Origin of the sequence: Streptomyces sp. DH24, from assembly GCF_029813775.1 — a bacterium.
In the GTDB taxonomy this organism is placed as follows: domain Bacteria; phylum Actinomycetota; class Actinomycetes; order Streptomycetales; family Streptomycetaceae; genus Streptomyces.
In genome coordinates, this window is the sequence record NZ_JARVKW010000009.1 from 44,898 (window position 1) to 64,758 (window position 19,861).

At 72.5% G+C, this 19,861-nt stretch carries 17 protein-coding genes; 7 read left to right on the forward strand and 10 right to left on the reverse strand.

Going from position 1 to position 19,861, the window contains the following annotated elements:
• Positions 1-67: 67 nt before the first annotated feature.
• Both QC282_RS09710 and QC282_RS09715 read right to left on the reverse strand, forming a co-directional pair.
• Positions 68-2,452, reverse strand: a complete 2,385-nt coding sequence (locus QC282_RS09710; protein ID WP_279548856.1) for a protein kinase — start codon at positions 2,450-2,452, stop codon at positions 68-70.
• Positions 2,453-2,631: 179 nt separating this feature from the next.
• On the reverse strand, positions 2,632-4,626 hold the full coding sequence (locus tag QC282_RS09715; RefSeq protein ID WP_279548973.1) for a serine/threonine-protein kinase: 1,995 nt from the start codon (positions 4,624-4,626) through the stop codon (positions 2,632-2,634).
• 168 nt (positions 4,627-4,794) lie between these two features.
• Between QC282_RS09715 and QC282_RS09720 the strand changes: the two genes are divergently transcribed.
• Positions 4,795-5,889, forward strand: a complete 1,095-nt coding sequence (locus QC282_RS09720; protein WP_279548857.1) for a serine hydrolase — start codon at positions 4,795-4,797, stop codon at positions 5,887-5,889.
• Between the two features lie 98 nt (positions 5,890-5,987).
• On the opposite strand, the gene QC282_RS09725 is transcribed toward QC282_RS09720, so the two are convergent.
• Positions 5,988-7,694 (reverse strand): glycerol-3-phosphate dehydrogenase/oxidase, encoded by a 1,707-nt coding sequence (locus tag QC282_RS09725; protein ID WP_279548858.1) that lies wholly within the window; start codon positions 7,692-7,694, stop codon positions 5,988-5,990.
• Positions 7,695-7,968: 274 nt separating this feature from the next.
• Here QC282_RS09725 and QC282_RS09730 point away from each other — a divergent pair, with 274 nt between their 5' ends.
• Positions 7,969-9,177: a nucleotide sugar dehydrogenase gene (locus QC282_RS09730; protein WP_279548859.1), complete on the forward strand. Its 1,209-nt coding sequence runs from the start codon at positions 7,969-7,971 to the stop codon at positions 9,175-9,177.
• 305 nt (positions 9,178-9,482) lie between these two features.
• On the opposite strand, the gene QC282_RS09735 is transcribed toward QC282_RS09730, so the two are convergent.
• From QC282_RS09735 to QC282_RS09750, 4 genes are all read right to left on the reverse strand, one after another.
• Positions 9,483-10,607 carry a GuaB3 family IMP dehydrogenase-related protein gene (locus QC282_RS09735; protein WP_279548860.1) on the reverse strand — a complete coding sequence of 375 codons (1,125 nt, stop codon included), beginning with the start codon at positions 10,605-10,607 and terminating at the stop codon, positions 9,483-9,485.
• Positions 10,608-10,731: 124 nt separating this feature from the next.
• The gene (gene guaB / locus QC282_RS09740) at positions 10,732-12,237 is read right to left on the reverse strand and encodes an IMP dehydrogenase (protein ID WP_279548861.1); all 1,506 of its coding nucleotides are present in this window, start codon (positions 12,235-12,237) and stop codon (positions 10,732-10,734) included.
• A 171-nt stretch (positions 12,238-12,408) separates the two neighbouring features.
• Positions 12,409-12,996, reverse strand: coding sequence for a sigma-70 family RNA polymerase sigma factor (locus tag QC282_RS09745; RefSeq protein WP_279548862.1), 588 nt, complete (start codon positions 12,994-12,996; stop codon positions 12,409-12,411).
• A 313-nt stretch (positions 12,997-13,309) separates the two neighbouring features.
• Positions 13,310-13,921 (reverse strand): response regulator transcription factor, encoded by a 612-nt coding sequence (locus tag QC282_RS09750; RefSeq protein ID WP_003948568.1) that lies wholly within the window; start codon positions 13,919-13,921, stop codon positions 13,310-13,312.
• Positions 13,922-14,301: 380 nt separating this feature from the next.
• Between QC282_RS09750 and QC282_RS09755 the strand changes: the two genes are divergently transcribed.
• Positions 14,302-14,631 (forward strand): WhiB family transcriptional regulator, encoded by a 330-nt coding sequence (locus QC282_RS09755; RefSeq protein WP_279548863.1) that lies wholly within the window; start codon positions 14,302-14,304, stop codon positions 14,629-14,631.
• Positions 14,632-14,701: 70 nt separating this feature from the next.
• Here QC282_RS09755 and QC282_RS09760 read toward each other — a convergent pair whose 3' ends face one another.
• Complete coding sequence (locus tag QC282_RS09760; RefSeq protein ID WP_279548864.1) at positions 14,702-15,598, reverse strand: LysR family transcriptional regulator; 897 nt, start codon at positions 15,596-15,598, stop codon at positions 14,702-14,704.
• A gap of 80 nt (positions 15,599-15,678) precedes the next feature.
• Between QC282_RS09760 and QC282_RS09765 the strand changes: the two genes are divergently transcribed.
• The 3 genes from QC282_RS09765 to QC282_RS09775 all read left to right on the forward strand — a co-directional run bounded on the left by QC282_RS09765 (position 15,679) and on the right by QC282_RS09775 (position 18,001).
• Positions 15,679-16,347: an MOSC domain-containing protein gene (locus QC282_RS09765; protein ID WP_279548865.1), complete on the forward strand. Its 669-nt coding sequence runs from the start codon at positions 15,679-15,681 to the stop codon at positions 16,345-16,347.
• Between the two features lie 97 nt (positions 16,348-16,444).
• Complete coding sequence (locus tag QC282_RS09770; protein ID WP_279548866.1) at positions 16,445-17,218, forward strand: SDR family oxidoreductase; 774 nt, start codon at positions 16,445-16,447, stop codon at positions 17,216-17,218.
• Between the two features lie 81 nt (positions 17,219-17,299).
• Positions 17,300-18,001: an ester cyclase gene (locus QC282_RS09775; RefSeq protein ID WP_279548867.1), complete on the forward strand. Its 702-nt coding sequence runs from the start codon at positions 17,300-17,302 to the stop codon at positions 17,999-18,001.
• A gap of 79 nt (positions 18,002-18,080) precedes the next feature.
• Here the strand turns inward: QC282_RS09775 and QC282_RS09780 are convergent, their stop codons facing one another.
• Both QC282_RS09780 and QC282_RS09785 read right to left on the reverse strand, forming a co-directional pair.
• Positions 18,081-18,281 (reverse strand): DUF397 domain-containing protein, encoded by a 201-nt coding sequence (locus QC282_RS09780; RefSeq protein ID WP_279548868.1) that lies wholly within the window; start codon positions 18,279-18,281, stop codon positions 18,081-18,083.
• A complete protein-coding gene (locus tag QC282_RS09785; RefSeq protein ID WP_279548869.1) occupies positions 18,278-19,132 on the reverse strand; it encodes a helix-turn-helix transcriptional regulator in 855 nt (284 codons plus the stop codon). Before QC282_RS09785 ends, QC282_RS09780 begins: the two co-directional genes overlap by 4 nt.
• A 250-nt stretch (positions 19,133-19,382) precedes the next feature.
• Here QC282_RS09785 and QC282_RS09790 point away from each other — a divergent pair, with 250 nt between their 5' ends.
• Positions 19,383-19,859, forward strand: a complete 477-nt coding sequence (locus QC282_RS09790) for an ATP-binding protein (RefSeq protein WP_279548870.1) — start codon at positions 19,383-19,385, stop codon at positions 19,857-19,859.
• Positions 19,860-19,861: the final 2 nt, after the last annotated feature.

Sequence of the window (19,861 nt, forward strand, 5' to 3'; positions counted from 1 at the left end):
GAACCGGCGCGACACCAAGGTGACCGCACTGTGACGGTTGTCGCTCGGCGTGGCGAACGGCGTGCGCTCAGCCCGTGACCTGGTACGTCGCCGACGCCTGCTCAAACAGCCGCGTCACCTCGTCCCGCTCGGCCTCGGGGCCGCGCACCTGCACCACGTGGTAGCGCCCGTCGACCAGCATCGCCAGGTTGCGCACGAACAGCTCGCGCCCGTCGTCCCCGGTCCAGGTGAACTGCCCCTCCGCCATGGACCGCCCGCCGACCTCGATGGTCTTCAGCCCGGTCGACGTGGCCCAGCTGGAGTCCCGGAACGGCTGCAACTCCCTCTCGTGCTCCCGCTGGTACGTCATCGGGTCGCTGCCGTACGCGTCCGCGCCGTCCCGGCCCGGCACGACGATGAGCTCGAAGGAGCCCTGCGCGTAGACCACTTGGCCGCGGCTGCCGACAGCGGTGCGCTTCCAGCCCTCGGCGACGGCGACGCGGAAGCCCTCCGGGTCCTTGCGCAGGGTGAAGCCGTCGGCGACGTCGGGGCCGTCGGTGGTCTGCGTCTCGGCCGCCCCGTCCGACGGGCCGTCGTCCGGCCCCGCCGACGTCTCGCCTGGCTGCGGCCCGCTGCTGGCGTCCGGGGACTGCGCGGGCGGCCGGTCGGCCTGTCCGGCGGCGCCCGTGCGGTCGGCACCGTCCCCGCCCGCCGTGCCGGCCTTCGGCATGAACACCATGGCGTACGCGATCGCCGCGGCGACCGCGAGCAGGATCAGCACCAGCAGCACGCGGCCCAGGTGGCGCGGCGACCGCTGCTCCTGTCTGGCCCGCTTGTGCCGCCCGTGGTGCGCGGGCAGCCCGGCGCGCCGTCTGCGCACCAGCTCGCCGCGCCGCCGGACGATCGGCAGCCGGCCGGTGTCGGCGGGCGGCGCCGCGACGACGTGCACCCCGGCCTCCGGCTCGGGCGCCGAACGCACCAACGACCGCAGCCAGCCGCCCAGTTCCTCGAAGTCGATCCGCTCGGTCGGGTCCTGCCGCAGCAGCGACTCCACGACCGGCCGGAGCGGGCCGCACTCCTCCGCGAACGCGGGCGGCTCGGCGCACACCATCTGCACCAGCTCGGCCGTCGACTCCTCCGGGTAGGGCGCGTGCCCCTGCACGGCACGGAACAGCAGCGCGCCGAGCGCCCACAGGTCGGTCGCGGGGCCGATGGGCGCGGCCAGCTGCCAGTTCTCGTGCACGGGACCGGCCTGCTCGGGCGCCCACCGCTCGGTCACCGGCCCGACCACGGCCATCCGCGCCTGCCTCGCCCGCTCGGCGGCCAGCGCGGTGGCGGGCCCACGCCGCGGCGCGGGTCCGGCGGCGACCAGATCGTCCCAGCGGGCCGGCGCACCGGCCTCGGCCGCGGGGGGCACGGACCGCGCGGGGACTGCGGCGCCCTGCTCCGGCGGCAGGTACGGCGCGGAGGCACCGGGGGGCACGGGGCCGTCCAGGGCCGGCCGGATTCCTTCCGGGGGCGCGGTGTCGGGGGCCGGGCGGGTGCCGGGCAGGGCCGTCCGGCCGTTCTGCCCCTCCTGGACGCGGGCAGCCGCCCGCGCCCCCGCGCGGTAGGCCGCGATCGCCCCGGCCCGCGCCGCCCGGATGTCGGCGGTCGGGTCGACGGGCCCGCGCGAGAGCCCGGCCGGTCCCGCGCCGGCCGCCTCCACCCCGGCGGCCGGCAACCCGCGCGCCGACCGCGCCTCGATGGCGGCCCGCCGCTCGGCCTCGGGATCGACGGCCCCGGCCGCCGTTCCCGCGGGTCCCGGAGGCTCGGCGGCGCCTGCCGCACCTACGCCCCCGGCCTCGTCGTCCGGATCGTGCGGCACCGGGTCGTAGCCGCACAGCGCTTCCTCCGCCGCCCCGGCGGCCAGACCGGTCAGCATCACGCGGCCGTCGTCGCAGACCAGCACCGTGCGCGCGGTGAGGTTGCGGTGCACCCAGCCGTGGCCGTGCAGCACCCGCAGCGCCATCAGGACGTCGGAGGCGATCTCGGCCGCCCGGTACGGCGTCAGCGGCTTCTCGGCGAGCAGCGCCGCCAGGGGCCGCGCGGCCACCAGCTCGCTGACGATCCACAGCGAACCGCCCTCGGCGAACACGTCGAAGACCTGGTCGAGCCGCGGATGGTCGGGGATGCGGGCCGCTGCCTGCGCCGCCTCCACGGCGCGCCGCACGACCGGGTCGGCGGGCCGCCGCGGCCCGTGCTGTCCGGCGAGCCGCCGGGCCCCGCCGTCCCGTGCCGTGAATCCGTCGGGCAGCCCTTCGGCGTCGAGCACCTCGGCCTCGACGACCTCCGGCAACGGCACCTGTCTGACCAGGACCTCCTGCCCGCTGTAGGTGTCGAAGGCCCGGGACTCGGTCAGCTCGTACTCGTCGGACGGCGGCAACGGAAGGCGGTAGCGGTCGGCGAGCACCCGACCCGCGTAGTCGTCCACGTTGCCTCCCCCGGCAGCCCGGTCGGTCCGTTCCGGTCGTCCGTTTCGGTCGGTCAAATCCGTTCGCACCGCGTCCCGTTCTGGATGCGCACGGTCCGCAGCCATTCACGATACGTGCCGGAGGCAACCCGCAAAGAGGGGTTGCCGGATCTCACGCCCCGAATCCGGGGCCGTTCACCTCAGGACTTCGGTTCGAACGTCCTCGTCAGCGTCCGCCAGGTGTCCTTGCGCAGGTCGCTGCCCCAGTCCGAGGCTTTCGCCGTGTACATCAGGGCGTGTCCGAGTCGGTCGTCGACGACGAAACCCCGGTCGACCGTCCGGTACTTCGTGCCGCTCTCCACGTAGGTGAACTCCCAGTCGGCCGTGTTCCAGCCGCGGTAGTCCACCTTCGCTATGCGGATCTTCTGGTACTGGGCACGGACCATGTACCGCTCCTGGTTGCGCCAGTCGGCGACCGGGTCGCCCTTCGGCGTGGACGTCCAGGCGACGAGCAGCTTCTGCCCGCGTGGTCCGGTGAACCGGTCCCCGGCCGAACCGGTGGACTGGTACTTCCAGCCCTCCGGCAGCCCGATCGAGTACCCCTGACGGCCCTTGTGCGTCGAGACCACCGGCGCGGCACCGCCGGACGAGCCGCCCGCCCCGGCCGACCTGCTGGCCTCGGCGGTCGGCGAGTTGGAACCCGTCGCACCGTCCGCCGAACCGCTGCCCGCGGACTCCTTCGCGTCCCCGTCCGCCCGGGCACCGCCCTCCGGGTCCTGCCTGGTGTCCCCGCTCTTCGCCGCGCCGGCGACCGGCTTGCCGCCGCCCTTCGCCCCGTCGGAGGAGGCACCGCCGCCGTCGCCGAGGGTCAGCGCCAGTACGACGCCCAGCACGGCGAGCACCACGACCACCGCGATGACGACCAGCGTCCGCCGCGGCACGACATCGGTGAGCGACGCCTTCGGCGCGGACCTGGCCGGCAGATCCGGCGGCGGCATCACGGGCCACCCCGAACTGCGCCCGGCCGAGGCCGCGTTGACCCCACCCGCGGACGCACCGGCACCCACCGCCGACGCATCGGCCGCCACACCGGCGGACCCGCTCCCGGCCTCCGCCGGCGAACCGCTCCCGGCGCCGCCGGGCTTGCCGCCCGTCGAGGCCGCCCCGGCGACCGCACCCGCACCGGCGGCCCTGCGCACCGACCGCAGCGCACCGCGCAGCCGCTCGGCGGCATCCTCCCCGCGCCTGCCTCCGGACCCAGCCGAACCCCCGCTCCCCGCACGCCTGTCGGGCTGCGCCGGCAACGGCACGACCTTGGTCGCGTCCAGCTCGGGCCCCTTCACCGACCCGTTGATGACCGCGGTGAGCATCGCCCGCGCGCCCGCGTCGTCGAGCCGCTTGGCCGGGTCCTTGTTGAGCAGGCCGTAGATGACGTCCCTCAGCGGCCCCGCGTTCTTCGGCTCCTCCAGCGGCTCGGTCATCACCGCCGTGAGTGTCGCGATCGCGGACCCCTTGTCGTACGGCGGCGTGCCTTCCACCGCCGCGTACAGCAGCCCGCCGAGCGACCACAGGTCGGCCGCCGGGCCCGGCTTGTGCCCGCGGGCACGCTCCGGGGAGATGTAGGACGGCGCGCCGACGAGCATGCCGGTCGAGGTGATGGACGGATCGCCCTCGACCTGCGCGATGCCGAAGTCGGTGAGCACGACCCGGCCGTCCTCGGCGATCAGCACGTTCGACGGCTTCACGTCGCGGTGCAGGATGCCCTCGCGGTGCGCGGACCGCAGCACGTCCAGGACGGCGAGGCCCACCTCGGCGGCGCGCCTGGGCTCCAGCAGGCCGTCCTCCCGGATGACCTCGGCGAGCGACTTGCCCTCGACCAGCTCCATCACGATCCACGGCCGGTCGTCCTCCTGGACGACGTCGTAGACCGTGACGGCGCTGTTGTTGCGGATCCGCGCGATCGCCTTGGCCTCGCGCAGCGTCCGGGTGATCAGGCGCCGCTTCTCCTCCTCGTCGATGTTCGACGGGAACCGCAGCTCCTTGACGGCGACCGTCCGCCCCAGCGTCTCGTCCTCGGCACGCCACACCGTCCCCATGCCGCCGCGGCCGAGCACATCTCCCAGCCGGTACCGCCCGGCGAGGAGACGTGCGCTCTTGTCCTGACGGGATGTCCCCGCCCGCTCCGCCTCCGACATGCGTCCCCTCATGCAACCCGCCCTGACAGAGACTTCATTGTCTCTCACCCGGCAAGTGCCGGGCGCCCAGGGTGCCCCCGCCGGCAGCCGGGGCCCGTGCGGTCGGGGGCCGGATGGGACCCCCCGTCGCGCCGCCTGCATCATGGGCCGCGACAAGGGAGGACCGGGATGCAGCCGCTTCGGACGTTACTGGCTCTCCCCGTGGCCGTACTGCTGCTGGCCCTGGCCCCGTCCGGCACGTCGGCGCTCACCGTGCCGTCCGCGGAGACGATCCTTCCGCTGCTGGTGACGCGGGGTGGAGCGCCCGCCGCCGCCCTGCTCGCCGTGTCGGGAAGCGGCACCCGCTACGCCCATGCCGGACCGGGCCTCTCGCGCGCCGACCACTTCCGCGCCGGCAGCATCACGAAGACCTTCGTCGCGACCGTGGTCCTCCAACTCGCCGCCGAACACCGGTTGTCGCTGTCGGACACGGTGGAGCGGCACCTGCCGGGCCTGGTGCGCGGAGCGGGGAACGACGGCCGCGCGCTGACCCTGCGCGCCCTGCTCAACCACACCAGCGGCCTGTACGACTTCACCGCGGACACCAGCGGCGGCGCCCCTGTCACACCCCGTCAGGCCCTGCGCATCGCACTCACCCACCCCCCGGCCTCCCCCGGCCGCTACTCGTACTCGAACACCAACTACGTCCTGCTCGGTCTCGTCATCGAGCAGGTCACCGGCCGCTCGTACGCCGCCGAGGCCGAACACCGTCTCATCGCTCCGCTGGGTCTGACCGGCACCTCCTTTCCCGGCTCGCGCACCTCACTGCCCGCCCCGCACGGCCGTGCCTACGCCTCGGACGGGACCGACGTCACCGATCTCGACCCGCGGGTGGCGGGTGCCGCGGGCGAGATGGTGACGACGCTCGCCGACCTGGACCGCTTCTACTCGGCCCTCCTGCGCGGCGACCTGCTGCCCCCGCGCCGGCTGCGCGAGATGCTCGACACCCGTGCCGCACACGGCTCGTACGGCATGGGTCTGTTCCCCGTGAAACTGCCGTGCGGCGTCACGGTGTGGGGGCACAACGGGCGCATCACCGGCAGCTACGTGCGCACCGCGGCCACCGTCGACGGGCGTCATGTCCTCACCTTCCGGGTGAACACGACGGCGATCGCAGATCCCGGCCTCGAACTCCGCCTGCTCGCCGCCGAGTTCTGCCCTCGCCATCAGTGGAACGAGCGGGTTCCGAACGAAGATCCCGGTTATCGCCACTCGATCGGGTGACGTCGAGCGACGGCGCGCCGACACCGGCGCGCCGCCAGGCCCCGTCCGCACGGACACCGACTGCCCCGTGCCACCGGCCACACCGGCCGCACCCCGCCTCACAACGGCACGATGTCCGGCGCCCCCAGCCGTGCCGCGTCCGCCGTCAGGTCGTCCGGCTGGCGCTGGGACTCCCGCTCGGCCTCCACCCGCTTCTCGTAGTGCCGGACCTCGCGCTCGATCTGGTCCGTGTCCCAGCCCAGCACCGGCGCCATCAGCTCCGCGGCCTCGCGGGCGGTGCGGGTGCCCCGGTCGAAGGTCTCGATCGAGATCCGCGTGCGCCGGGTCAGCACGTCGTCCAGGTGCCGGGCGCCCTCGTGCGAGGCGGCGTAGACGATCTCGGCGCGCAGGTAGTCGTCGGCCGCCGGCAGCTGCTCGCCCAGGGAGGGGTCCTCGGCGATGAGGTCGAGCAGTTCCTCGGTGAGCGATCCGTACCGGTTCAGCAGGTGTTCCACGCGCACCACATGGAGTCCGGTGCGCGCCGCGATCCGCGCTCGCGCGTTCCACAGCGCCAGGTATCCCTCGGCGCCGAGCAGCGGGATGTCCTCGGTGACGCATTCGGCGACGCGCATGTCGAGCCCGTGCACGGCCTCGTCGACGGCGTCCTTGGCCATCACCCGGTACGTCGTGTACTTGCCGCCCGCGACGACGACCAGCCCCGGCGCGGGATGCGCCACGGTGTGCTCGCGGGACAGCTTGCTGGTGGCGTCGGACTCACCGGCGAGCAGGGGCCGCAGGCCCGCGTACACGCCCTGGACGTCGTCCCGCGTGAGCGGCACCGCGAGGACCGAGTTCACGTGCTCCAGCAGGTAGTCGATGTCCGCGCTGGACGCGGCCGGGTGGGCCTTGTCGAGGTCCCAGTCGGTGTCGGTGGTGCCGATGATCCAGTGCCGGCCCCAGGGGATGACGAACAGGACGGACTTCTCGGTGCGCAGGATCAGCCCGGTGGAGGAGCTGATGCGGTCCCGGGGCACGACCAGGTGGATGCCCTTGGAGGCGCGGACGTGGAACTGGCCGCGCTCCCCGACCATCGCCTGCGTGTCGTCGGTCCACACGCCCGTGGCGTTGACGATCTGCTTGGCGCGGATCTCGTACTCGCCGCCCGCCTCCACGTCCTGCACGCGCGCGCCGACGACCCGCCCGCCCTCGCGCAGGAACCCGGTCACGCGCGCGCGGTTGGCGGTCTTCGCGCCGTACGCCGCGGCCGTGCGCACCAGCGTCGTCACATAGCGGGCGTCGTCCATCTGGGCGTCGTAGTACTGCAGCGCGCCGACCAGCGAGTCCTTCTTCAAGCAGGGGGCGACGCGCAGGGCGTGACGGCGGCTCAGGTGCCGGTGCACGGGCAGGCCCCGCCCGTGTCCGCGGGCCATCGACATGGCGTCGTAGAGCGCGACGCCCGACCCGGCGTACAGCCGCTCCCAGCCCCGGTGCTCCAGCGGGTAGAGGAACGGCACCGGTTTCACCAGGTGCGGGGCGAGCCGCTCCAGCAGCAGGCCGCGCTCCTTCAGCGCTTCCCGTACGAGCGCGAAGTCGAGCATCTCCAGATAGCGCAGGCCTCCGTGGATGAGCTTGCTGGACCGGCTGGAGGTGCCCGACGCCCAGTCGCGTGCCTCGACCAGTCCCGTGGACAGGCCGCGCGTCACGGCGTCGAGGGCGGTGCCCGCGCCCACCACACCTGCGCCCACGACCAGCACGTCCAGCTCGCGCTCGGCCATGGCCGCGAGTGACTCGGCGCGCTGCGCCGGTCCCAGTGTCGCTGTCCTCACCGCTGCCTCCCGCTCGTCAGTCGCGTAGGCCGCACCCGTCGGGCGAAGCCCGGTTCCTACCCCCCATGCCCAAATTCTGACCGGCTTGCCCAACTTCAGCCACCACTCAGCCCCGCCCTGTGGACAACGCTCACGGAAACATCCGGCGAGACTCGGCCGACCAATCCCGCATATCGGTCATATTTACTCCTAGTCTGACATTGCGCTCGCTCGTCCAGTCCACAGGGCTTGCGCACCTGTCCCGCTTCGGTTACTGGGAAGGACGGCCCACGCCATGCCCGCAGATCTCGCCGTCATCGGACTCGGCCCGTACGGCCTGCCCCTGGCCCAGGCCGCCGTCGCCGCCGGCATCCCCACCCTCGGCTACCGGACCGGTCCCGAGTCCGGCTCGCTCAGCCCCGCCGAGCTGCGCAGGATGCTCGCGGGCGGCTTCCGCACCGCCGCCGGCCCCGCCGAGCTGGGCCGGGTCCGCACCGCCGTCATCTGCGCGCCCACGCCGCGCGGCCCGGACGGCGGGCTCGACCTCGGCCAGGTGGAGGCCGCCGCCCGCACCCTCGCCGGCCGCATGCGCCCGCACACCACGGTGATCCTGGAGTCCCCGGTGCCGCCCGGCACCACCGAGGACTTCCTGCGCAGGCTCCTCGAAGAGGGCTCCGGGCTGCGGGCCGGGCGCGACTTCCACCTCGCCTACTCCCCCAGCCGGGTCGACCCCGGCAACCGCGACTTCACCCCCGGCAACACACCCAAGGTCATCGGCGGCCTCACGCCCGCGTGCACCGAGTCGGCCGCCGCCTTCTACGGCCGCCTCACCGACAAGGTGGTACGCGCGCGTGGCCCCCGCGAGGCCGAGACGGTCCAGCTCCTGGAAACCAACTTCCGCCACGTCAACATCGCCCTGGTCAACGAGATGGCCGTGCTCTGCCACGACCTCGGCGTCGACCTGTGGGACGTCATCCGCTGCGCCGAGACCAAGCCCTTCGGCTTCCAGGCGTTCCGCCCCGGTCCCGGCGTCGGCGGCCACGCGGTGCCCCAGGACCTCGCCGGACACGCCGTACGCACCCTGCGCATGGTGGAACTGGCCCAGCAGGTCAACAACCAGATGCCCCGCTACGTCGTGCAGCGCGCCGCCGCCCTCCTCAACGAGCACGGCAAGTCGGCCCGCGGCGCGCGCGTGCTGCTCCTCGGCGTCACCTACAAGGCCGACCTCGCCGACCAGCAGGCCACCCCGGCCCAGGAGATCGCGATCCGCCTGATGGAACTGGGCGCGCAGGTCAGCTACCACGACCCGCACGTCCCGTCCTGGCAGGTCCTGGACCGCCCGGTCCCGCGCGCGGACTCCCTCTACGAGGCGGCGGCCGACGCCGACCTCACGATCCTGCTCCAGCAGCACCGCACGTACGACCTCCAGGGCCTGTCGGTGAAGGCCCAGCTCCTGCTGGACACGCGGGGGGCAACACCCACAGGGGTGGCGTACAGGCTGTAACGGGGGCGCCCGCCGCGCGGCGCGCTCCGGCCGTCAGTCGGTCCGTCGGAATCGGGCCGGGCCCCGAGGGCCGGGGTCCGGAGCCGTGTCCTCGGAAGGGGGCGCCCCAGAGACCGGGGCGCCGGACACGGACGCTATCGCCTCGTTGCTGTCATTCCGCCCGCATTCATTCCGAACGCAACCGCGCGCCCCCACCCCCTCAACTCACGCCCTCACCAGGCCACTTGGCCCCCTGGGCCACGCAAAAGGGCCCGGACCACCCTCGTGGTCCAGGCCCTCCCGCTCAAGCCGGGCGCAGCGTCACGTCACCGCTTGTGCTGCGCGTCCGCCACCGTCACCTCGACGCGCTGGAACTCCTTCAGCTCGCTGTAGCCGGTCGTGGCCATGGCGCGGCGCAGGGCGCCGAAGAGGTTCATGGAGCCGTCCGGGGTGTGGGAGGGGCCGGTGAGGATCTCCTCCAGCGTGCCGACCGTGCCCAGGTCGACCTTCTTGCCGCGCGGCAGCTCCTCGTTGACCGCCTCCATGCCCCAGTGGTTGCCCTTGCCCGGACCATCCGTCGCGCGCGCGAGCGGGGAGCCCATCATCACCGCGTCGGCGCCGCAGGCGATCGCCTTGGGCAGGTCGCCGGACCAGCCGACACCGCCGTCCGCGATCACGTGCACGTACCGGCCGCCGGACTCGTCCATGTAGTCCCGCCGGGCGGCGGCCACGTCCGCGACGGCCGTGGCCATCGGGACCTGGATGCCCAGCACGTTGCGCGTGGTGTGCGCGGCGCCGCCGCCGAAGCCGACCAGGACGCCCGCCGCGCCGGTGCGCATCAGGTGCAGGGCGGCCGTGTAGGTGGCGCAGCCGCCGACGATCACCGGGACGTCGAGCTCGTAGATGAACTGCTTCAGGTTCAGCGGCTCGTGCGAGGAGGAGACGTGCTCCGCCGACACCGTGGTGCCGCGGATGACGAAGATGTCCACGCCCGCGTCCACCACGGCCTTGGAGAACTGCGCCGTGCGCTGCGGGGAGAGCGCGGCGGCGGTGACCACGCCCGAGTCGCGCACCTCCTTGATGCGCTGCCCGATCAGCTCCTCCTTGATCGGAGCGGCGTAGATCTCCTGGAGGCGGCGGGTGGCGGCCTCGACGGGCAGCTCGGCGATCTCGTCCAGCAGCGGCTGCGGGTCCTCGTACCGCGTCCACAGGCCTTCGAGGTTCAGCACGCCGAGGCCGCCGAGCTCGCCGATGCGGATCGCGGTGGCCGGGGAGACGACCGAGTCCATGGGGGCGGCCAGGAACGGCAGCTCGAAGCGGTAGGCGTCGATCTGCCAGGCGATCGAGACCTCCTTCGGGTCCCGCGTACGGCGGCTGGGGACGACGGCGATGTCGTCGAAGGCGTACGCCCGGCGGCCGCGCTTGCCGCGCCCGATCTCGATCTCAGTCACGTCTGTGGCCTTTCCCTGTTGCGTTCAGCGCCTTCCAGTATCCCTGACGGGTCCGCCGGCGCCGCCCCGACGTACGAGGAGGGCGGCCCGGGACACCCCGGCCGCCCTCCCGTGGAATCCCGTGTCAGCGCTTGGTGCTGTAGTTCGGCGCCTCGACCGTCATCTGGATGTCGTGCGGGTGGCTCTCCTTGAGACCGGCGGAGGTGATCCGCACGAACCGGCCCTTGGACTCCATCTCCTCGATGGTGGCGGCGCCCACGTAGCCCATGGTCTGGCGCAGACCGCCGACGAGCTGGTGCAGCACGTTGGACAGCGGGCCGCGGTAGGGCACCTGGCCCTCGACGCCCTCGGGGACGAGCTTGTCGTCGGAGGCGACCTCCGCCTGGAAGTAGCGGTCCTTCGAGTACGACCTGCCCTGCCCGCGCGACTGCATGGCGCCCAGCGAACCCATGCCGCGGTACGACTTGAACTGCTTGCCGTTGATGAACAGCAGCTCGCCCGGCGACTCCTCGCAGCCCGCGAGGAGGCTGCCCAGCATCACCGTGTCGGCGCCGGCGGCGAGCGCCTTGCCGATGTCGCCGGAGTACTGCAGGCCGCCGTCGCCGATCAGCGGGATGCCCGCCGGACGGGCCGCGAGGGAGGCCTCGTAGATGGCGGTGACCTGCGGGACACCGATGCCGGCGACGACGCGGGTGGTGCAGATGGACCCCGGGCCGACGCCCACCTTGATCCCGTCGACACCGGCGTCGATGAGCGCCTGGGCGCCGTCGCGGGTGGCGACGTTGCCGCCGATCACGTCGACGTTCACGCTGGACTTGATCTTCGCCATCCAGCTGAGGGCGTTGCTGTTGTGGCCGTGCGAGGTGTCGACGACCAGGAAGTCCACACCGGCCGCGGCGAGGGCCTGGGCGCGCTCCAGCGCCTCGGGGCTGGCGCCCACGGCGGCCCCGACGAGCAGCCGGCCCTCGGCGTCCTTGGCGGCGTTCGGGTACTTCTCGGCCTTGACGAAGTCCTTGACGGTGATCAGGCCCTTGAGGACGCCGTTGTCGTCCACCAGCGGCAGCTTCTCGATCTTGTGGCGGCGCAGCAGCTCCATGGCGTCCGTGCCGGAGATGCCGACCTTGCCGGTGACCAGCGGCATCGGCGTCATGACCTCGCGGACCTGACGGGTGCGGTCGGTCTCGAAGGCCATGTCACGGTTGGTGACGATGCCGAGGAGCTTGCCGGCCGGGTCGGTGACCGGGACACCGCTGATGCGGAACTTGGCGCACAGCGCGTCGGCCTCGGCGAGCGTGGCGTCCGGGTGCACCGTGATCGGGTCGGTGACCATCCCGGACTCCGACCGCTTGACCAGGTCGACCTGGTTGACCTGGTCCTCGACGGACAGGTTGCGGTGCAGCACACCGACGCCGCCCAGGCGGGCCATCGCGATCGCCATGCGCGACTCGGTGACCTTGTCCATGGCGGCGGAGAGGAGCGGGATGTTGACCCGGACGTTGCGGGAGATACGGGACGAGGTGTCGACCGCGTTGGGGAGCACTTCGGATGCGCCCGGCAGCAGCAGCACGTCGTCGTAGGTCAGCCCGAGTGTCGCGAATTTTCCGGGCACTCCGTCGACGTTGGCAGTCATGACACCTTCCCCAAATGGCCTTGATCGGTGCGGATGTCCATGCTAACGGGAAGCGGACGTGTCTCATTCCACGATCACGAGGGCATGGGGGCTTCGTATCTTCGTACGGGTCCGGCGCCCCTCCGGTTCACGGGAGCCGCGACGCCCGGTCACCCGGCCACTCGGGGGGGATTACTGCTCGGCCAGTGCCCGCAGCCGGCTCAGGGCCCGGTGCTGTGCGACGCGCACGGCGCCGGGTGACATTCCCAACATCTGGCCGGTCTCCTCGGCGGTGAGCCCCACCGCGATCCGCAGCAGCAGCAGTTCGCGCTGGTTCTCGGGGAGGTTGGCCAGGAGTTTCTTGGCCCATTCGGCGTCGCTGCTGAGCAGGGCGCGCTCCTCGGGGCCGAGCGAGTCGTCGGGCCGCTCGGGCATCTCGTCGGAGGGCACGGCCGTGGAGCCGGGGTGGCGCATCGCGGCGCGCTGCAGGTCGGCGACCTTGTGGGCGGCGATGGCGAAGACGAACGCCTCGAAGGGGCGCCCGGTGTCCTTGTAGCGCGGCAGGGCCAGCAGGACCGCCACGCAGACCTCCTGCGCGAGGTCCTCGACGAAGTGCCGGGCATCACCCGGAAGCCGCGACAGCCGCGTACGGCAGTAGCGCAGGGCCAGGGGGTGGACATGGGCGAGCAGATCGTGCGTGGCCTGCTCGTCCCCATCGACGGCACGATGAACGAGCGCACCGATCGCCCCTTGGGCAGTGGCCGCATCGTCCTCACGCATCGGTCCATGGTGCCCTGCGCTCGTCCGATCCGTGGCACCGCGCCCGTTGTTGTGCACCGAAGCGTTATGAGCAGGTGCGCCGGAACTCATCCCCTGCGCCCTCCCCTTCCGCTCGACCGACTCGTCCCCGAGAGACTCCACACCTCAAGGATGCGGCATCCGCGGCGAAACGAGCAGCGGGCACCCGGCGGGCCGCCCGGCCGGCCCCGCCCACCCGGCGGTGGGCGGGGGTTTCGCCGCCCTCGCCGGGCGTGCGGGACGGAGCGGGGCGGGCGGGGTTCCGGCGACGCGGCCTGGGGCGCACAGGGGTGGCCTAGCGGACCAGGCCCCACCGGAAGCCGAGCGCCACGGCGTGTGCCCGGTCCGAGGCGCCGAGCTTCTTGAACAGCCGTCGGGCGTGCGTCTTGACGGTGTCCTCGGAGAGGAACAGCTCGCGGCCGATCTCGGCGTTGGAGCGACCGTGACTCATGCCTTCGAGCACCTGGATCTCACGCGCGGTGAGCGTGGGCGCGGCGCCCATCTCGGCCGACCGCAGCCGGCGCGGCGCGAGCCGCCAGGTCGGGTCGGCGAGGGCCTGCGTCACCGTGGCCCGCAGCTCCGCACGCGAGGCGTCCTTGTGCAGGTAGCCCCGGGCGCCGGCGGCGACGGCCAGGGCCACGCCGTCCAGGTCCTCGGCGACCGTCAGCATGATGATGCGCGCGCCGGGGTCGGCGGACAGCAGCCGCCGGACGGTCTCGACGCCGCCCAGTCCGGGCATGCGTACGTCCATCAGAATGAGGTCCGAGCGGTCGGCGCCCCAGCGGCGGAGGACTTCCTCGCCGTTGGCCGCAGTCGTCACCCGCTCGACGCCGGGCACGGTCGCGACCGCGCGGCGGAGCGCCTCTCGGGCAAGCGGGGAGTCGTCGCAGACGAGGACGGAAGTCATGGCCGTCCTCCGCAGCTGATGCACGTCACCTTGAGCCTCCAGGCTGGTACGAATCGTCACCTGTGCGGTCGACCGCCTCGGACGTCCGTCCGAGCGCTTGTTGCTTCAACCGCCTCCGCACTCTCAACGACGGTCACTCGAAAGAGTTACGGGGCCGTGTGCCCTCTTCGGCACTCTACGTGAGGGGACGGACACGGTGCAGACATGCACAGCGGACCCTCAATTTTTCATCACAACCTATGCCCCATTCAGACCCTTTTCTTCCCACTTGCTGGTGTCTGCGGCTAGATTCGCAATGAGTCATATTTTCATCTTCTTAGATCGTAGTTGTACGGTCGTGGACACCGGATCCGCCCATAACGGCTACAAGGGGTCACGCAATGGCAGATTTCTCCCGCCTTCCCGGACCGAACGCGGACCTGTGGGACTGGCAGCTCCTGGCTGCCTGCCGCGGGGTGGACAGCTCCCTCTTCTTCCATCCCGAGGGTGAGCGCGGTGCGGCGCGAAGTGCTCGCGAGAACTCCGCCAAAGAGGTCTGCATGAGGTGCCCGGTTCGCGCACAGTGCGCGGCGCACGCGCTGGCGGTACGCGAGCCGTACGGGGTCTGGGGCGGACTGACGGAGGACGAGCGCGAGGAACTCATGGGACGGGCGCGCCACCGTCTGGTGTCGGCGTCGACACCGGGCGCGGGCCAAGCCTCGAACCACTGAAGGGCAGCCTGAAGGAACGTTTCTGCAAGGACGGGCACGCTAGGCGTGCCCCTTAGTTTTCTTCGGCCCCCTACCGGGCGGCGGCCCGCGCCAGTTCGTCCAGCGTCGCCGCCACGGCCGGCACGTGCGCCAGGTCGGGCAGCGTGAGCGCGACGATCTCGCGGCGCACCGCCGGTTCCAGCGTCACCGTCCGCGCGCCCCGGGGCCGGACGGACTCGACGGCGAGCTGGGGCAGGACGGCCACGCCCAGGCCGGCGCCCACCAGGCCGACCACGGCCGGGTAGTCGTCGGTCGCGAAGTCGATGCGGGGCGTGAAACCGGCGCCCTCGCACACCTCGACCAGCTGGCCGCGGCAGCGCGGGCAGCCCGCGATCCACGGTTCCCCGGCGAGTTCCCCGATGGCGACGGTCTCCGCGCGGGCGAGGCGGTGCCGTTCGGGCACGAGCGCGACGAGCCGGTCGGTCAGCAGCGGCCGTACGACGAGGTCGTCCCACTCCTCGGCGCCCGCCGCGCCCTCGTAGCGGAAGGCGAGCGCGATGTCGCAGTCGCCCTCGCGGAGCAGTTCGACGGACCTCGGCGGCTCGGCCTCCTCCAGGGAGACCCGGGTGCCGGGGTGGGCGGCGCGCAGGGCGGCGAGGGCGGTGGGGACGAGAGTGGAACTGCCGCTGGGGAAGGACACGAGGCGGACCCGGCCGGCGCGCAGTCCGGCGATCGCGGCGACCTCCTCCTCGGCGGCGGTGAGCCCGGCGAGGATGCCGGCGGCGTGCCGCACGAGGGCCTCGCCGGCCTGGGTCAGCCGCATGGCGCGTCCGCTGCGGATCAGCAGGGGTGTGCCGACGGAGGTCTCCAGGGCCTTGATCTGCTGGCTGACGGCGGGCTGGGTGCAGCCCAGTTCGCGTCCCGCCGCCGAGAAGGAACCGGTGGTGGCCACGGCGCGCAGGACGCGGAGATGACGGGCTTCGATCACCCTTCGAGGATAAGTGAGCCTTTGACCCGACGCCGGATAATGCGTCGACGCTTTGGCCGCGGCTCGCCTACCGTGCCGCCATGAAGCTTCTGTCTGTGAATCTGGGCCGCGCGCGGGCCGTGCCCTACACGGATCAGCCGGACGGGCTGACCGGCATCGACAAGCGGCCGGCCGACGGGCCGGTGCGGGTGGCGGCACCCGGGCCGAAGGGGACCGGCGCGAGCGGTCTGGCCGGGGACGCGGTGTGCGACACCCGCCATCACGGCGGCGACCACCAGGCGGTGTACGCGGTGGCGCGCGAGGACCTCGACGACTGGGAGCGCGAGCTGGGACGCACGCTGGTGAACGGCTCGTTCGGCGAGAACCTCACCACCGAGGGCCTGGACGTGTCGGGGGCGCTGATAGGCGAGCGGTGGCGTGTCGGGCCGGAGGTCGTGCTGGAGGTGACCAGCGGGCGGATTCCCTGTCGGACCTTCCAGGGCCATCTGGGTGAGCAGCGCTGGGTGCGGCGGTTCACGGAGAGGGGCGCGCCGGGGGCGTATCTGCGGGTGGTCGAGCCCGGGGAGATCCGCGCGGGCGATCCCGTGGAGGTGGTGCACCGCCCGGACCACGACGTGACGGTTGCCGTTCAGTTCCGGGCGGTGACCACGGAACGGGCGCTGCTGCCGCGTCTGCTGGCGGCGGGCCCGGCGCTGCACCCGGAGTCGCTGGCGGCGGCGCGCAAGTACGTGGCGCGGCAGGGCGGCTGACGCCGGTCCGTCCAGGCGCTGTTGGCCCGGGCTTCACCGATCCGGAGGAAGCGTGCAGAAAACGGATCTGTGGGGTCCGGGTCACTAATCTTGCGCCATGACAACGGCATTGATTACGGGATCGACGGCGGGCATCGGTGCGGCGTTCGCGCGGCGGCTGGCGGCCGACGGGCACGACCTGGTCCTGGTGGCGCGGGACACCAAGCGCCTGCGGGAACAGGCCACCGAGCTGCACGACCGGCACGGCATCGAGGCCGAGGTCCTGACCGCCGACCTGGCGACGGACGAGGGCATCGACGCGGTCACCGCCCGGCTGGGGGACCGCAGGAACCCCGTCGACCTGCTGATCAACAACGCCGGCTTCGGCAACAAGGGCCGCTTCCTGGAGGTGTCCCTCGCCGACGAGCTGACGATGCTGAAGGTGCACTGCGAGGCGGTGCTGCGGCTGACGTCGGCGGCGGCGGAGGCGATGCGGGAGCGGGGCCGGGGCGGTGTCGTCAACGTCGCGTCGGTGGCGGCGTTCGTGCCGCGCGGGACGTACGGCGCGTCCAAGGCGTGGGTCGTGCAGTTCACGCAGGGCGTGGCGAAGGACCTGGCGGGCAGCGGCGTACGGCTGATGGCGCTGTGCCCCGGGTTCGTGCGCACGGAGTTCCACGCCCGGGCCGGGATGGGCACGGACAACATCCCGGGGTGGATGTGGCTCGACGCGGACAAGCTGGTCGCGGCGGCGCTGAACGATCTGGCGCGCGGCAGGACGGTGTCGGTTCCCGACCCGCGCTACAAGGCCCTCATGGGCATCGTGAAGGTGGTGCCCCGGGATCTGCTGGGCGGGCTGACCTCGCGGACGGGGCGGAAGTACGGCCCGCGGTAGTGGCCTCCCCGGTGCGAGAATGGGGGTGACCGGCCGGACCCGGGGGGCCGGGAAGCGCAGGGGGGCCGGGAGGTGGACCCCATGACGTTCGTACAGCTCATCGACTGCAGGACCAACCGGTTCGACGAGGTGAACCGGCTGATGGACAAGTGGGTCGAGCAGACCAAGGGCAAGCGCACGGCGACGCACAGCCTGATCGGCAGGGACCTGTCCGAGGAGGCGCACTTCGTGGAGATCGTGGAGTTCCCCTCGTACGAGGAGGCGATGCGGAACTCGAACCTCCCGGAGACCGAGCGGATCTTCCGGGAGATGGTGGCGCTGTGCGACGGGATGCCGACGTTCACCGATCTCGACGTGGTGCGCGACGAGCAGCTCAACCGGGCCGCGGCCCGGGCGTTCTTCGAGGACATGGGCCGGGTGCCGCCGGAGAGCCTCGCGGCGCACCTCACGGACGACTACCGGGACCACGACCCGGCGAATCCGGGTGACATGGAGGGGGCGGCCCGGATGCGCGAGGAGTACGCGAGCTGGCGCGCGGCCTTCACGTTCGCGTTCCGCGTCGACGACCAGCTCGCCGAGGCGGACCGGGTGTGCACGCGCTGGACGTGGACCGGCCGCCACACCGGCGAGTTCCTGGGCGTCCCGGCGACCGGCCAGGACGTCACCATGACGGGCACGACCTGGCACCGCTTCCGGGACGGCCGGATCTGCGAGGGCTGGTGGCAGTACGACCGGCTCGGACTGATGACGCAGCTGGGGGTGCTGGACCCGACGGAGCTGTGACTCCCACCGGGAGCAGACTCCGGGCATGCGTGAGGGGCGGCGGGGAGCACGATCGGCTCCCCGCCGCCCCTCGCTCGCGTCAGCCGCGCACGGCCATGCGCACGAACGCCGTCCACTGCTCAGCGGGGACGCTCAGGGTCGCTGCGTCCGGCTGCTTCGAGTCGCGGACCAGCACGACGGAGTCGGTAGCGGCGGCCTCCACGCACTGACCGCCGTCTCCAGCGCTGTAGCTGCTCTTCACCCAGGTCAGCTCGGCTGCCTGATCGTCGTTGGCCTTCACAACTCTCCCAAGAGCTTCTCGATCCAGGCCAGCGATTCCCTGGGGGTCATCGCTTGTGCTCGCAGGACTCCGTACGTGGACTCGAACCCCTGGACCTTCGCTGGCTCCGTATGCAGGGTGCTGTTGCTCTGCACCTCCGTATACGCCATCCTCCGCTGTTGCTGCGTGAGGATCAATGTGAAGGGCCCTGCCACTCCGGCATGTTCGTCGCGAGCAGTCGGCATCACCTGTAGCTCTACGTTGCGTTCGTGCCCGACGATCAACAGGTGCTCCAACTGCGCCCGCATGACCTCTGCCCCACCGAGGGGCCTGCGCAGAACGCCTTCCTCGATCACGAAGCTCAGCAGCGGCTTGGGACGTCGCGCCAGCAGCTTCTGACGATCCAAGCGCGCCGACACCCGCTGCTCAATGGTCTCCGTATCCAGTAGGGGCCGCCACATGCCGAAAACCGCGCGTGCGTACTCCTCGCACTGCAGCAGGCCGTTGACGAGGTGAGCGTCGTAAGCGTGCAGTTCGGCGGCATTGGCTTCCAGGGCTGCGAAGGCCCGGAAGAAACCCGGATACCGAGCCTTCGCCACCTCCCCCTTCATCGCCACCAGCACCCCCCGCGCCCCCACCTCGCGGTCCACCGCGTCCACCAGTTCCGGCCGGGGGATTCGCCGGCCCTGTTCCACCGCCGCGATCAGCGCCTCGCCGTAGCCGACCCGCTCGCCCAACTGCGCCTGGGTCAGCCCCGCGGCCTCCCGCAGCAGTTTCATCTGGCGTCCGAAGCAGCGCAGGAACTCCCCGTTCGAGTCCGCGCCCACCCCCGCGCTCTCCACACCCGCACCCGAATCCGCGCCCGAGTCCATCCCGTTCGTCCCCTCAGCACGTCCAGCCCTCGTCACCCGTGCTCGCACGGTAGGACGCACCGGCGTCAACCACACCGGAATCGCCGCTGGTTGCGACGTACGGGTGAACGCCGTTCGCGAGAGGAAAGACCCCCGGGGAAACGGAGGCCGCCCCGACAGGCCCGACGCCGTCACCCTCCGCCCCCACACAGCGCCGTCGTGGGGGTGTCGGGCCTGGTCAGCGGTGATGCCGTCGCGGAATCTTCGGGGCATGACCACTTCCCCCCGCCGGGAGCGACGGGCCGCGCTGCCGCTCCCTCTCGCCGACCAGCCGGCGTTCGTCTTCCGCTTCACGTCCTCACCCCGCGGCGCCCGGCTCGCCCGCAGGCTCGCCTCCTGCCAGATGGACGCCTGGGGCTGGAGCCACGGCAGCCCCGCGCACGACACCGTGGAGCTGGTCGTCGCCGAGTTGGCGACCAACGCCGTGACGCACGGGCGGGTGCCCGGTCGGGACGCGCAGCTCCGTCTCGTCCGGCTCGACGGCGCCGGACGGGTCCGCGTCGAGGTCAGCGACGTACGCGGCGAGCGGCTTCCGTGTCCCGTCCGCGACGGCCGGCCCGACGCCGACGGCGGACGCGGCCTCACGCTCGTCGCCGCCCTCGCCGAGGACTGGGGCGTCGCCCCGCGACCCGGTGCGCCCGGGAAGACCGTGTGGGCGGTGGTGCGGGCCGAGGCCGGTCCCCGGTAGGG

Excerpts from the sequence above, each read along its gene's own strand:
- QC282_RS09715 (WP_279548973.1), bottom strand. The coding sequence starts at position 4,626 with ATGTCGGAGGCGGAGCGGGCGGGGACATCCCGTCAGGACAAGAGCGCA.
- QC282_RS09720 (WP_279548857.1), top strand. The coding sequence starts at position 4,795 with ATGCAGCCGCTTCGGACGTTACTGGCTCTCCCCGTGGCCGTACTGCTG.
- QC282_RS09730 (WP_279548859.1), top strand. The coding sequence starts at position 7,969 with ATGCCCGCAGATCTCGCCGTCATCGGACTCGGCCCGTACGGCCTGCCC.
- guaB (WP_279548861.1), bottom strand. The coding sequence starts at position 12,237 with ATGACTGCCAACGTCGACGGAGTGCCCGGAAAATTCGCGACACTCGGG.
- QC282_RS09745 (WP_279548862.1), bottom strand. The coding sequence starts at position 12,996 with ATGCGTGAGGACGATGCGGCCACTGCCCAAGGGGCGATCGGTGCGCTC.
- QC282_RS09750 (WP_003948568.1), bottom strand. The coding sequence starts at position 13,921 with ATGACTTCCGTCCTCGTCTGCGACGACTCCCCGCTTGCCCGAGAGGCG.
- QC282_RS09755 (WP_279548863.1), top strand. The coding sequence starts at position 14,302 with ATGGCAGATTTCTCCCGCCTTCCCGGACCGAACGCGGACCTGTGGGAC.
- QC282_RS09765 (WP_279548865.1), top strand. The coding sequence starts at position 15,679 with ATGAAGCTTCTGTCTGTGAATCTGGGCCGCGCGCGGGCCGTGCCCTAC.
- QC282_RS09770 (WP_279548866.1), top strand. The coding sequence starts at position 16,445 with ATGACAACGGCATTGATTACGGGATCGACGGCGGGCATCGGTGCGGCG.
- QC282_RS09775 (WP_279548867.1), top strand. The coding sequence starts at position 17,300 with ATGACGTTCGTACAGCTCATCGACTGCAGGACCAACCGGTTCGACGAG.
- QC282_RS09785 (WP_279548869.1), bottom strand. The coding sequence starts at position 19,132 with ATGGACTCGGGCGCGGATTCGGGTGCGGGTGTGGAGAGCGCGGGGGTG.
- QC282_RS09790 (WP_279548870.1), top strand. The coding sequence starts at position 19,383 with ATGACCACTTCCCCCCGCCGGGAGCGACGGGCCGCGCTGCCGCTCCCT.